The organism is Rhodococcus sp. RD6.2 (genome assembly GCF_001040705.1).
Taxonomy (GTDB): Bacteria; Actinomycetota; Actinomycetes; order Mycobacteriales; family Mycobacteriaceae; genus Rhodococcus_G.
In genome coordinates this window covers 52588-64608 of the sequence record NZ_CVQP01000010.1, presented here as the reverse complement: position 1 = coordinate 64608, position 12021 = coordinate 52588, and the positions used below count along the sequence as shown (strand labels likewise).

The 12021-nt window shown below is 69.1% G+C and carries 11 protein-coding genes; 7 read left to right on the top strand and 4 right to left on the bottom strand.

Translation table 11 applies throughout. The features are described from left to right. The 6 genes from phnC (at position 1) to RHCRD62_RS21200 (ending at position 6188) form a co-directional block, all read left to right on the top strand. Positions 1-816, top strand: a complete 816-nt coding sequence (phnC, locus tag RHCRD62_RS21225; RefSeq protein WP_050066748.1) for a phosphonate ABC transporter ATP-binding protein — start codon at positions 1-3, stop codon at positions 814-816. Positions 817-887: 71 nt separating this feature from the next. Next, the gene (gene phnE / locus RHCRD62_RS21220) at positions 888-2411 is read left to right on the top strand and encodes a phosphonate ABC transporter, permease protein PhnE (RefSeq protein WP_157051031.1); all 1524 of its coding nucleotides are present in this window, start codon (positions 888-890) and stop codon (positions 2409-2411) included. After that, positions 2387-3421 carry a zinc-binding dehydrogenase gene (locus RHCRD62_RS21215; RefSeq protein ID WP_050066746.1) on the top strand — a complete coding sequence of 345 codons (1035 nt, stop codon included), beginning with the start codon at positions 2387-2389 and terminating at the stop codon, positions 3419-3421. Before phnE ends, RHCRD62_RS21215 begins: the two co-directional genes overlap by 25 nt. A 233-nt stretch (positions 3422-3654) precedes the next feature. Next, positions 3655-3945 (top strand): hypothetical protein, encoded by a 291-nt coding sequence (locus RHCRD62_RS21210; RefSeq protein WP_084734433.1) that lies wholly within the window; start codon positions 3655-3657, stop codon positions 3943-3945. Between the two features lie 61 nt (positions 3946-4006). Beyond that, the gene (locus RHCRD62_RS21205) at positions 4007-5344 is read left to right on the top strand and encodes a glucosylglycerate hydrolase (RefSeq protein WP_050066744.1); all 1338 of its coding nucleotides are present in this window, start codon (positions 4007-4009) and stop codon (positions 5342-5344) included. A gap of 106 nt (positions 5345-5450) precedes the next feature. After that, the gene (locus RHCRD62_RS21200; protein ID WP_050066743.1) at positions 5451-6188 is read left to right on the top strand and encodes a glycoside hydrolase family 25 protein; all 738 of its coding nucleotides are present in this window, start codon (positions 5451-5453) and stop codon (positions 6186-6188) included. Positions 6189-6202: 14 nt separating this feature from the next. Here RHCRD62_RS21200 and RHCRD62_RS21195 read toward each other — a convergent pair whose 3' ends face one another. The 3 genes from RHCRD62_RS21195 to RHCRD62_RS21185 all read right to left on the bottom strand — a co-directional run bounded on the left by RHCRD62_RS21195 (position 6203) and on the right by RHCRD62_RS21185 (position 10346). Then, complete coding sequence (locus RHCRD62_RS21195) at positions 6203-6916, bottom strand: GntR family transcriptional regulator (protein WP_050066742.1); 714 nt, start codon at positions 6914-6916, stop codon at positions 6203-6205. A 61-nt stretch (positions 6917-6977) separates the two neighbouring features. Next, a complete protein-coding gene (locus RHCRD62_RS21190; RefSeq protein WP_050066741.1) occupies positions 6978-8120 on the bottom strand; it encodes a TIGR03364 family FAD-dependent oxidoreductase in 1143 nt (380 codons plus the stop codon). A 144-nt stretch (positions 8121-8264) separates the two neighbouring features. Beyond that, a complete protein-coding gene (locus RHCRD62_RS21185; protein WP_050066740.1) occupies positions 8265-10346 on the bottom strand; it encodes a PhoX family protein in 2082 nt (693 codons plus the stop codon). Positions 10347-10539: 193 nt separating this feature from the next. Here RHCRD62_RS21185 and RHCRD62_RS21180 point away from each other — a divergent pair, with 193 nt between their 5' ends. Further along, positions 10540-11310, top strand: a complete 771-nt coding sequence (locus RHCRD62_RS21180; protein ID WP_050066963.1) for a crotonase/enoyl-CoA hydratase family protein — start codon at positions 10540-10542, stop codon at positions 11308-11310. Here RHCRD62_RS21180 and RHCRD62_RS21175 read toward each other — a convergent pair whose 3' ends face one another. Then, positions 11311-12009 carry an amino acid ABC transporter ATP-binding protein gene (locus tag RHCRD62_RS21175; RefSeq protein ID WP_050066962.1) on the bottom strand — a complete coding sequence of 233 codons (699 nt, stop codon included), beginning with the start codon at positions 12007-12009 and terminating at the stop codon, positions 11311-11313. It abuts the gene before it with no gap. Positions 12010-12021: the final 12 nt, after the last annotated feature.

The following is a 12021-nucleotide window of genomic DNA, read 5'->3' as shown; positions in this document are numbered from 1 at the left end:
ATGGACGAGACCGGTCCCACCCACGCCGTCGCCGGTGACGACGTGGTCGCCTCGATCCGGAAGGTGACCAAGACGTTCGGGTCCACCGTGGCACTCGACGGGGTGTCCCTCGACATCCACCGCAGCGAACTGGTCGTGCTGCTCGGACTGTCGGGCTCGGGTAAGTCGACGCTGCTGCGGTGCGTCAACGGTCTGAATCCGGTCACCTCCGGGGGGATCGTCGTGAACGGTGTCCGCGTCGACGGTGCGTCCGCGCGTCAGCTGCGCGCGCTGCGCAAGGACGTCGGGTTCGTGTTCCAGCACTTCAATCTCGTGGGCCGGCTCAGCTGCCTCGAGAACGTGCTCGTCGGTGCGCTCGGCCGGCTGACGGTGCCGCGGTACGGAGCGCTGACGTATCCGAAGAGCATGCGCAGGGAGGCGATGGAACACCTCGACCGGGTGGGACTGGCCGAGTTCGCCGAGCGGCGTGCGGACACGCTGTCCGGCGGACAGCAGCAGCGGGTCTCGATCGCGCGCACGCTGATGCAGCGACCGAGCATCGTCCTCGCGGACGAGCCGGTCGCGTCGCTCGACCCGGAGAACGCAGGCGTCGTGATGGACCTGCTGTTCCGGGTGTGTATCGAGGAGAAGCTCACCGTGGTGTGCACCCTGCACCAGGTCGACCTGGCGCTCGGCTGGGCGCACCGCCTGGTCGGGCTGCGCGGCGGCGTCAAGGTGATGGACAGGCCGGCCGTCGGGATCTCCCGAGACGAGGTCATGGACATCTACCGGCGTGTCGACCCGAATGTGGCAGAGGCGTCAGCGAGGTCGCTGTGAGCACCCTCCTCACCGACCGTCCCGGCGGCGACACCGCCGGGACGCGCGGGCCGCGCCCGCCGCGGCGCGCGATGCTGCCCGCCCTCACCCTCGCCGCCCTCGTGGCGACGCTGGTGTCGGCGTGGTCGATCGAGTTCGCACCCGGCACCCTGCTGAGCGGTCTCGACGCGGTCGGCAACCTGATCGAACGGATGCTGCCCCCACGGGTTTCGGACCCCGGCCGGATCGGGGTACTGGCACTCGAGACGCTGCTCATGGCCGTCCTCGGCACCGTGCTCGCGGCGGCGGCGTCGATTCCACTGGCGTTCCTCGCCGCTCGCAACACGACACCCCACCCCGTCGTCCACGCCGTGGCCCGAGGTTTCATCACGTTCTGCCGCGCGATGCCCGACCTGTTGTTCGCGGTGCTCTTCGTCCGCGCACTCGGAATCGGGGTGCTCCCCGGCATTCTGGCCCTCGCCCTGCATTCGATCGGCATGCTGGGAAAGCTGTTCGCCGACGCCATCGAACAGACCGATGCCGGGCCGCGGGAGGCGGTCCGGGCGACCGGCGCCGGCTACCTTCGCGAGATGGTCAATGCCGTTGTGCCGCAGGTTGTCCCGTCATGGATCGGTACCTTCGTCTATCGCATCGACATCAATCTCAGGATGTCGGTGGTGCTCGGCTTCGTGGGCGCCGGGGGCATCGGCTTCGCGCTGCAGGACGCGCTGCGCGGCCTGATCTATCCCCGCGCGCTCGGCATCGTCGGCATCATCCTCGTGATGATCGCGGCGATGGAGGTGGTCGCCATCGTGATCCGGCGGATGCTCCTCGCGCCTGCGCAGTCGAATCCGCGTCGGGATCGACTCGGGCGCATCGCTTTCAGCGCCCTGATCGCCTCCGGCACGGTCGCGGCGCTGTGGGTGCTCGAGATCAACCCGTGGTCACTGTTCACCTGGGTCGGGCCGTCGCTGGAGATCTTCGGCCGGATGGTCCCGCCGGACTTCGACGCGCTGGGCAGCGACCTGTTCACCGCCGCCTGGCAGACCGTCGCGATCGGTGTGGTGTCCACCGCGATCGGTGCGGTGCTGTCGATTCCCGTCGCGATCCTCGCTGCGCGGAACGTGACCCCCCATCCGGTGCTGTACTGGTTGGCTCGCGGCTGGATCCTGCTGGTCCGGGCCGTGCCCGAGCTCATCCTCGCGGTGGTGTTCGTCGCGGCACTGGGACTCGGACCCGTCGCGGGAACCTGCGCGCTCGCCATCGGATCGGTCGGCTTCCTCGCCAAGCTGGTGGCCGATGCGATCGAGGAGATCGACCCGGGCCCGATCGAGGCGGTGCGCGCGGTCGGAGGCGGCTGGTGGAAGACGCTGTTCGCGGCGGTCCTGCCGCAGGCGATGCCCTCGATGGTCGGGTCGACGCTCTACCTCTTCGACGTCAACGTCAGGACGTCGACGGTCCTCGGCATCGTCGGTGCCGGCGGCGTCGGGTTCCTGCTCTTCGAATCGATTCGCACGCTCAACTTCGACGTCGCGGGCGCGATCGTCGTCGTCATCTTCGTCATCGTCTATTCCATCGAGAGGTTGTCCGGATGGATTCGCTCACAACTCGTCTGAGCCGCACCGCCGTCTGGACCGGAGACGGCATCGAGGTCCGTGACGTGCCGGTACCCGCCCTCGGTGCGGGCGAGCTCCTGGTGCGCGTCCGGCTCGCGACGATCTGCGGCAGCGACCTGCACACCGTGACGGGTCGACGGACCGCTGACTGCCCGTCCGTGCTCGGGCACGAGGCGGTCGGGGTGGTCGAGGCCGTCGGCCCTCCCACCTCGGATGGCGGCGTCGTGGCCGCCGCCGAGGTCGGTGACCGGATCGTGTGGTCTGTCACCGTCGCCTGCGGCCGCTGCGTGCGCTGCCGCGCGGACCGCACCGCGAAGTGCGAGGAGGTCCGCAAGGTCGGGCACGAAGCCTTCAGCGGCGACTGGGCACTGTCGGGCTCCTACGCCGAGTACATCGTGCTCCCCGCAGGGACCGCCGTGGCGCGGGTCGCCGACCGGATGCCGGATGCGGTCGCAGCACCCGCAGCCTGCGCGACGGCAACGGTGATGGCGACGATCGAGTCGGCCGGACCGCTGCTGCGCAAGCGGGTCCTGATCTGCGGTGCGGGGATGCTCGGGGTCACCGCCGCCGCGGCCTGCGCCGAGGCCGGTGCCAGGGTCCGCATCACCGACCTCGACGCGACTCGGGTCGAGGTGGCGCACCGGTTCGGTGGCGTCGCCGACACCGACGGAACGGTGGACGTGGTTCTCGACTACTCGGGGTCCGCCGAGGCGATCACGCGGGCCCTGGCGCGGCTCGATGTCGGGGGCGTGCTGGTGCTGGCAGGGTCGGTGACGCCCGGGCCCCCGCTCGCCCTCGACCCCGAGTCCGTGGTCCGCAGGCACCTGACGATCATCGGAGTCCACAACTACGAGCCCCGGCACCTCACGGCCGCGGTCGACTTCCTCGATCGCACCCGCGAGGTGTTCCCGTGGGCCGATCTGGTGGCGGCGCCGGTCGAGTTGGAGGACATCCGCCACGTCCTGACTGCCCCGTCGGCGGGGGTGCTCCGCTCGTCCGTCGCACCCTGACTCCACGACGCGATCGGTTCGCTCGGGCCGACGCGCCCACGTCATCTCCCGACCTGTGTCGCAGATCGGAGTACCCTGAACTGCGCAAACGATGACCCCCAGGTCTCTGTTCAGCATGTTCGGTACAACGTCAGCTACATTCTGGTTACGAGACTTGGTGCCGTGTGGTGCCGTGGTCCTCCCCGGTCCGACGAGTGCTGCCGGAACGGGCGATCGGGAAGGAAGTCGCGAACATGGGATCTGGCAAGGAAAAGAAGGAGCCTGCCGCCGCATCGGGCGGTGCGGCGGGAAAACCGCCTCTCGCCGTCGGAGACGCCGTGGTGACCAGCGCCGATCCGGTGACTGAAGGCGGGAAGTCGACGCAGGCCCCGGGCGTGATCGTCGACGACTTCGGCGGCAACCTCGCCGAGGACGCCGCCGACTACGGTCGAAGCTGGGCGCTGGCGAAGCGCTGGGCGATCAAGCTGGACGACGGACGTCTGGTGTTCCGCAGCTCCGACGAGGTGTCGCGTCCCACCGGCTGAGTGACGAGCGACAAACGGTCCCGGCAGGCGGAAGGGTCGGCCGGGTCGCACAATTGTGGGCATGTCCGACCCCGGTTTCACCCCGACCCAGCTCGCGGCGCGAGCCGCCTACCTCCTGCGGGGTAACGATCTGGGCACGATGACGAGCGCGGCGCCCCGTCTGTATCCACACATGTGGAGCTGGGATGCGGCGTTCGTCTCGGTCGGACTGGCGCCGCTGAGCGTCGAGCGCGCCGTCGTCGAACTCGACACCCTCCTGTCCGCGCAGTGGACCAACGGAATGATCCCGCACATCGTCTTCGCCAACGGAGTCGACGGCTACTTCCCGGGGCCGGATCGGTGGGCGTGCACAGGCCTCGCCGCGGCCGCTCCCGTCGCACCGCAGACCTCCGGCATCACCCAGCCGCCCGTGCACGCCATCGCGGTGCAGCGCATCCTCGACCACTCCCGCCGGCACGGTCGCACGACCCGAGCCGTCGCCGAGGAGTTTCTCGACCGCCGCTGGCCCGACCTGATGCGCTGGCATCGGTGGCTCGCGCACGCCCGCGACCCCGCGCAGGCCGGTCGGCTCACGGTCTACCACGGCTGGGAGTCCGGTATGGACAACTCGCCGCGCTGGGACACCGCCTACGCCAACGTGATTCCCGGGGCGGTCCCGGCCTACACGAGGGAGGACACGTTCGTCGTCGCGGACCTGACGCAACGACCGACCAACGCCGAGTACGACCGCTACCTGTGGCTGCTCGAGGAGATGAAGCAGGTCCGCTACGACGACACGGAACTGGTCTCGGCGATGAGCTTCGCGGTCGAGGACGTGTTCGTCAGCGCGATCTTCTCGCTCGCCTGCGACGTCCTCGCGACGATCGGCGAGGAGCACTCCGCGCCGAAGGCCGATGTGCGCGAGTTGCACCAGTGGGCGGAGCGTTTCCGCGCGGGGGTCGTCGCGTCGACCCATCCGCGCTCCGGCGCCGCCCGCGACTTCGATCTGCGGACGGGACGCTGGATCGGGACGGACACGATCGCGATGTTCGCGCCGCTGCTGTGCGGCGGGCTGCCCCGCGACGTCGAGAGGACGCTGCTGCGAACCTTCGAGGGCCCGCGGTTCTGCGGCCACCCGGATCTGCGGTACGGCGTGCCGCCGTCGACCTCCCCGGTGTCGCGCGACTTCCGGTCCCGCGAGTACTGGCGTGGTCCGGTGTGGCCGGTGATGACGTGGTTGTTCTCCTGGGTCTTCGCGCGACGTGGGTGGGCCGAACGGTCCCGGCACCTGCGTAGCGAGGGGTTGCGGCAGGCCAGTGACGGCAGCTTCGCCGAGTACTACGAGCCGTTCACGGGCGAGCCGCTCGGCAGCATGCAGCAGTCGTGGACGGCGGCGGCGGTGCTGGACTGGCTGGGCTGAACAGTTGCGACGCGCGCTCGAGTGATCATGACGCCGCGCCGAACAGCTGGTAACGATCGCCGCGGAATTGCTGCGTCGTTACCACGTGTCGGTTTAGTCTCGGGCGATGACGTCGACGCGCCGCGGTCGTATCCGAAATGTCATCCGCCTCGCCCCGCTGTTGTTGGCCGGGGCGCTCGCCTTCGCGGCGCCGGGAGCCGCGGGGGCCCAGATCAACGGGCCTGACGCCGCTTCCTGGCAGCACCCCGGCGGCGCGAGCATCGACTGGTTCGCGGTGCGTGCGTCGGGTCACGAGTTCGCCATCGTCAAGGCCACCGAAAGCCTCAACTACGTCAACCCGTACTTCGTGCAGGACGGGATCGGCATGCGCGCGGCAGGCATCGCCCGCGGCGCCTACCACTATGCGGACCCCACCCAGTCCCCCGAGGCACAGGCCGCGTTCTTCGCCTCGACGGCGGCCCCGGTCATCGCCGGAGGCCTGCCGCCGGTTCTCGACATCGAGCATTCCGGCGGCCTTCCGCCTGCTGCGCTGATCGACTGGACCCGCCGCTACCTGAACTCGGTGCAGGCACTCACCGGCAGGCAGCCGATCATCTACACGTATCCGAACTTCTGGCGTACCGCCATGGCAAACACCACCGAGTTCTCGAACTACCCGCTGTGGATCGCCGACTACAACGGCGGCGCCGCCCCCGGACCGCTGCCGGGCGGCTGGCGGCACTGGACGTTCTGGCAGTACACCGACTCCGGCCGCATTCCCGGCGTCAATGCGGCGATCGACCTGAACTATTACGGCGGTGGACTCGGCGACATCCACGTGTTCGGCAATCCGTTCGGGTCGTAGCGTCGCGCGGAGCGTCAGCCCTGATCGGTCATCGCGTTCGTGATCGAGAAGGTGACCTGGTGGTAGCGGTCGTCCGAGTACTCGAACGGATGGCCCTCCACGTCGTAGCTGGTTCGTCGCTCCCGCAGCAGGGGTGTGCCCTGCGGGATCTGCAACGCCTCGGCGTCGACTCCGTCCGCCGGGATGGCGTCGAGTACGTGTCGCATCGTTGCGAACCGGACTCCCCGGTCGACGAGGTGGTCGGTGATGGATCCCTCGTCGGCGTCGAACTCGAACAGGCTCTGGCCGACGCCCACGGTGAACCGGCTGCGCTCGAGCAGCGCGGGGGTTCCGTCGAGGCAGCGCAGGCGCACCACCTCGACGACGAACGCGTCTTCGTCGAGGTGCAGTGCGTCGGCGGTCTCGGCGCCGGCCCGGACGCGGCCGACGCTGAGGGTGTGGTTGCTGGGCCGGCGACCCGATGTGATGGCCCACTGTGAGAACGGGGTGAACGAGGCGAGCGTCTGCGTCGGCTGGGGTTGACGACGCACGCGGGCGGGTCGCCCCCGGGTCGTGTGGATCAGGCCCTCCGCGCGAAGGTTGTTCAGCGCCTGCCGGATCGGTCCACGGCTGACCTTCCATCGCTCCATCAACGCGGTCTCGGGGGGCAGTTCGTCGCCGGGTCGGTAGGTACCGTCGTCGATCTGGGCGCGCAGGTTCTCGTAGATCTCCTGATGTCGGGGGGTCATTCCCGCCTCCGCCCTACTGCACCGGTCTGTTCCGTCACCGTGTCCACCTGTCCTGATCGCGTCACACCCCGACCGCCGCGGTGTCGAACGCCGCTGCGACACCGGCCGCGGCCAGGCCGAGGCCGGTGGTCATGCCGATGCCGGTGGTGACCGTGACGACGTGGGTGCGTGGCAGCGGTTCGGCGCGGAGGAATTCGCGTCCCGGTGCGGTGCTGTACACGCCCTGCCAGCGTTCCACGACGTCGACGGTGCGGACGCCGAAGAGTTCCCGAGTGTGGTCCAGCAGCACCTCGAAGCCCTTCTCGGACTGGAACGCCGAGGGGGTCACCTCCCGGATGTGCGTGTCGCCGATGAGAAGGGTGCCGTCGGGTTGCGGGGTGTACATCTGGTGCAGATCGAGCGTGGTCTCGTCGGGAAACTCGGCGTGCAGGCGGGCCGCGACCGTCGGTGTCGACGGCATCGTCTCGAACCCGCTGTAGCGCAGCAGGGACCAGCCGGTGAAGAGCGGGGTCGTGAGTGGAAATCTCAGTGGGACAGCCGCTTTCACCATGTGCAGCGCGCATCGCTGCAACTCGATGTCCTCGCCGAGATCCGGGAACAGGCGATCGATGTCGTGGTTGACGGTGACGAATGTGGTGCCGGCACGGATCCCACCTCGTGACGTCCGCACCAGGCCGGGCTCGAACGACGTTGCCGCGGTACGCCAGAAGAACTTCACGCCAACCGATTCGAGCCAGCGGGCGATGTTCGGTGCCGCGGTCCGGGGATCGACCTGCAGGTCGGCCGGCAGGACCATTCCGCCGAGGACGCCGCCCGGATCGGCGGGAACCCGCGTGAGCACCTCGGACCGGGTGAGCATCCGTGCGGTGCTCGGTCCGCGCAGGGCCGCGAACTCCTCCATCACGGCGAGCTCGTCGTCGTGGCGGGCGAGCGCAACGGTCCCGGTCTCGGCCGACCAGAATCCTGCCTCGACGGAAAGCGTGAGCCAGTCCGCGCGCCCGGCCCGGGCGTACCGGAGCGCCTCACCGGACTGTGCACTGATGCACGCGTGACCGAAGTTCCGGACCGATGCACCCGCCACCCGGTCGGTGTGCTCGACCACTGCGACCGACAATCCCCGCTTGTGGGCGTGGTACGCGTGGGCGAGGCCGACGATGCCCGCGCCGACGACGACGACGTCGAACTCGAGTGTGGCTGTGCTCATGTGGTCGGACCTTCCCGTCACGCAGGCAGATGTCAATACTTCTTTAAAGAAGTATATACAACTTCCGTCAGGAAGAACCCGCCCGTCCCACGAAGTGGTGCGCTACCGGACGACCCGACGTCCGGTAGCGCACCGCCTAGCGTGTCAGGATCCGATAAATCCGCCGCCGGACCGCCACGCGGCGACGACGGACGGACGCGGCTGCGACGTGCCTCCGTCCGGCCAGTGCGACGCGGGGGCGTCGGCGCCGGCCCCATCCACCTCACCGGGATGCTGCACGCAGACCACGACGCGCCGGTCGTCGACGATCGGTCCGCAGGTCTCGGCGCCCTTCGGGACGGTGAGGAACTGCTTCGTCTCGCCGCGCCGCTCGCCCTCGAGGACGACGGAGAACAGGCCGTCGTTCGACTTCAGCGCATTGCCGTCGGTGGAGATCCACAGGTTGCCGTGCGGGTCGAACGCCAGATTGTCGGGGCACGAGATGGGGCTGACCTGCGTCTTGTCGAAGCCGCCGAAATAGGTGTCGGCGGAGGTCGGGTCGCCACAGACCAGCAGGATGTTCCACACGAAGGCGGTGCCCGCGTGATCGTCCTCGATCTCCAGGACGTGCCCGTTTTTGTTGTTGTTGCGAGGGTTCGGCTCGTCGGCAGGCGCCTTGCCGTCGGTGCCGCGCTGCGTGTTGTTGGTCAGCGCGACGTACACCTTGCCGGTCTTCGGGTTCGGCTCGAAGTCCTCGGGACGGTCCATCTTGGTGGCCCCGACCTTGTCGCCCGCGAGCCGGGTGAACACCGCGACCTCCTCGGCGGACATGCCGTCGACGAGCGACTCGCCTCGACCGTCCTCGCCGGTGCGCAGCAGCGGAATCCACTCCCCCTTGCCCGCGAACCGTCCGCTCGGCGGCAGGGTTCCGGAACCGTCCACCCGATCCGGTTCGTCGCCGGTCAGCTTCGCGACGTACAGGGTGCCCGCGTCGAGCAGCGTCAGGTTGTGGCGCATGCTGGCCTGCCCGCGTCCGGGCATCATCTTCCTGGCGGAGACGAACTTGTACATGTAGTCGAAGCGTTCGTCGTCGCCGCTGTACGCAACGACGGTGCCGTCACCGGTGACGTGGATGGTCGCGGCCTCGTGCTTGAACCGGCCGAGCGCGGAATGCTTGACGGGCGTGGATGCCGGATCCCACGGGTTGATCTCGACGACGTAGCCGAATCGGTTGGCCTCGTTGGGGTTCTGAGCGAGGTCGAAGCGAGGTTCGAAACGTTCCCACTTGCGCTCGCTCGCGGCGCCGGCGAGGCCGTACCGCTTGAGGCGGGCCGCGACGGTCGGGTCGGTGACCTGCTCGGCGTTCGCGAAGTACTGGTTGAAGTTCTCCTCGCCGGAGAGCACCGTGCCCCACGGGGTGAGACCGCCCGCGCAGTTGTTCAGGGTGCCGAGGACGCGGGTGCCGGTCGGGTCGGCGGAGGTCTTGAGCAGGTCGGAGCCCGCGGCGGGACCGGTGACGACGAACTCGGTGCTCGCCGTGATGCGGCGGTTCTGCGGACCGAATTCCGGTGTGAGACGACCGGTCCCGGCCTCTCCACGAACCTTGACAACGGATATGCCGTGCGCGGCGAGCCCGATCCGGACCTGCTCCTCGGTGGGATTCTCGCCGTCGTAGCCGCGGAACATGAACGGCTCGGTGCTGTACTCGTGGTTCACGACCAGCAGGTAGGCACCCAGTTCACCGTCGACAGGCAGGAGCCCGGCGAAGTCGTTGTTGAAGCCGAACTGCAGTGCCTGCGCCGCCGCCGTCTGGTTGTCGAAGTCGAAGGCGGGTGCGCCGGGCAGAATCGGGTCACCCCAACGGATCACGATTGCATGCTCGTACCCGTCAGGGACGACGACGGCGTCCTGGGTGTTCGGGGCGACGGGGGTGAAGCCCGTGCCCGGTGCGGTGCTGCCGCCGCTCAGCGATCCGGTGTCGACCGAGCCCGACTGTGCCACGGCGGTGTCGGTCCCGCATGCTGCGAGCAGTCCGCCCGCGCCGACGGCGAGAACGGTCGTCGCGCCTGCCTTCAGCGCCCCGCGCCGCGACACGGCCGCCCGCACGATGTCACCGAAGTACGCGCCTTCGGATGTGTTCGGCACGTCGTGGGAACACGCGTCACCACACTTGTAGCGGCACGTGACCGACGCGCGGGACGACGATCCGTCGTGCGTGACGAACAGGGCAAGGGGCTTGAGTTTCACGTGGAACTCCTGGTCGAAATGGACAACTCGCGCGACTGTAGGGGGCTCAGGCGTGCACCCGGCAACGCTCAGGTGAACGGCAGACCAGCGAATTGCCCGCGCTGTCGGGCACCCTCGGCGAGCGCTGCCCGTTCGCCGGGCATCGGGCTATACGGTGGGGCACACTCTGATTGCTCTCGCCGAGGAGGCGACCATGCCCGGATCCGTCCGTTCCGAGTCCAGCGATGGAATCACCACGATCACGATCGACCGACCGGAACGCCGCAACGCCGTCGACGGACCGACCGCGCGTGAGCTGCGCGCCGCGTTCGCGGCGTTCGAAGCGGACGACACCCAGCGCGTCGCGGTGCTGTGGGGTGCGGGCGGAACGTTCTGTGCGGGAGCCGACCTGTCCGCGGTCGGTGATCCGGCGCGAGTAAACGACCTCGACCCGGACGGCGGCGGTGGCGGGCCGATGGGGCCGACGCGGATGGTGCTGAGCAAGCCGCTCATCGCGGCGGTCAGCGGCCACGCGGTCGCCGGGGGTCTCGAACTCGCGCTGCTCGCCGACCTGCGGGTCGCGGAGGAGTCCGCGACGTTCGGGGTCTTCTGCCGACGCTGGGGCGTCCCGCTGATCGACGGTGGCACCGTGCGACTGCCGCGCGTCGTCGGGCAGGGCCGCGCCCTGGACATGATCCTCACCGGACGGGCCGTCGACGCGGCGGAGGCGCTGTCGATGGGACTGGCGAACCGGGTGGTTCCCGACGGCCAGGCGCTCGAGGCCGCGCAGGAGTTGGCACGCCAGATCGCCGCGTTTCCCCAGGCCTGCATGCTCGCGGACCGGACCTCCACCTACCGGGCACTGGATCTTCCCCTCGTGGAAGCGCTTCGACGGGAAGGGGCGGACGGGGTTCCGATCGTCTTCGCCGAGGGTGTCGACGGCGCGTCCCGCTTCACCGGTGGAGCGGGACGCCACGGCGTGTAGCTACAGCACCTGGGACAGGAACGACTGCAGGCGGTCGGTCTGTGGATCGTCGAACAGGGCCTCGGGCTTACCCGTCTCCACGACCACACCGCCGTCCATGAACAGAACGGTGTCGGAAACGCTTCGTGCGAAACCCATTTCGTGGGTGACGACGATCATCGACATGCCGCCGGACGCAAGGTCCGCCATCAACGCGAGCACGCCCTTGACCAGTTCCGGGTCGAGCGCCGAGGTGGCCTCGTCGAAGAACATGATCTCGGGCTTCATGGCGAGAGCGCGGGCGATCGCGACGCGCTGCTGCTGACCGCCCGACAGGTTCGCGGGCCGCGAGTCCGCCTTCGCCCGCAGCCCGACCTGGTCGAGATACTCCAGCGCGAGTTCGCGGGCGGCGTCCTTCGACAGTCCCCGAAGCTTGCGGGGCCCCAGCGCGACGTTGTCGGCGACCGTCCGGTGTGGGAACAGGTTGAACTGCTGGAACACCATGCCGATCCGCTGCCGCAACTCGTCCGGGTTGTCCCCCAGCACGGAGCGTCCGTCGAGCAGGATGTCGCCGGCATCGGGTTCGTGCAGTCGGTTGAGGACACGCAGCAGCGTCGACTTGCCCGACCCAGACGGGCCGATGACGGACGTGGTGGTGCCCGCGGCCACATGGATGTCGACGCCACGCAGGATCTTGTTGCGTCCGAACGCCAGGTGCAGGTCGGTGCCGGT

Excerpts from the sequence above, each read along its gene's own strand:
- phnE (WP_157051031.1), top strand. The coding sequence starts at position 888 with ATGCTGCCCGCCCTCACCCTCGCCGCCCTCGTGGCGACGCTGGTGTCG.
- RHCRD62_RS21190 (WP_050066741.1), bottom strand. The coding sequence starts at position 8,120 with ATGAGCACAGCCACACTCGAGTTCGACGTCGTCGTCGTCGGCGCGGGC.
- RHCRD62_RS21195 (WP_050066742.1), bottom strand. The coding sequence starts at position 6,916 with ATGACCCCCCGACATCAGGAGATCTACGAGAACCTGCGCGCCCAGATC.
- RHCRD62_RS21210 (WP_084734433.1), top strand. The coding sequence starts at position 3,655 with ATGGGATCTGGCAAGGAAAAGAAGGAGCCTGCCGCCGCATCGGGCGGT.
- RHCRD62_RS21180 (WP_050066963.1), top strand. The coding sequence starts at position 10,540 with ATGCCCGGATCCGTCCGTTCCGAGTCCAGCGATGGAATCACCACGATC.
- RHCRD62_RS21215 (WP_050066746.1), top strand. The coding sequence starts at position 2,387 with ATGGATTCGCTCACAACTCGTCTGAGCCGCACCGCCGTCTGGACCGGA.
- phnC (WP_050066748.1), top strand. The coding sequence starts at position 1 with ATGGACGAGACCGGTCCCACCCACGCCGTCGCCGGTGACGACGTGGTC.
- RHCRD62_RS21200 (WP_050066743.1), top strand. The coding sequence starts at position 5,451 with ATGACGTCGACGCGCCGCGGTCGTATCCGAAATGTCATCCGCCTCGCC.
- RHCRD62_RS21205 (WP_050066744.1), top strand. The coding sequence starts at position 4,007 with ATGTCCGACCCCGGTTTCACCCCGACCCAGCTCGCGGCGCGAGCCGCC.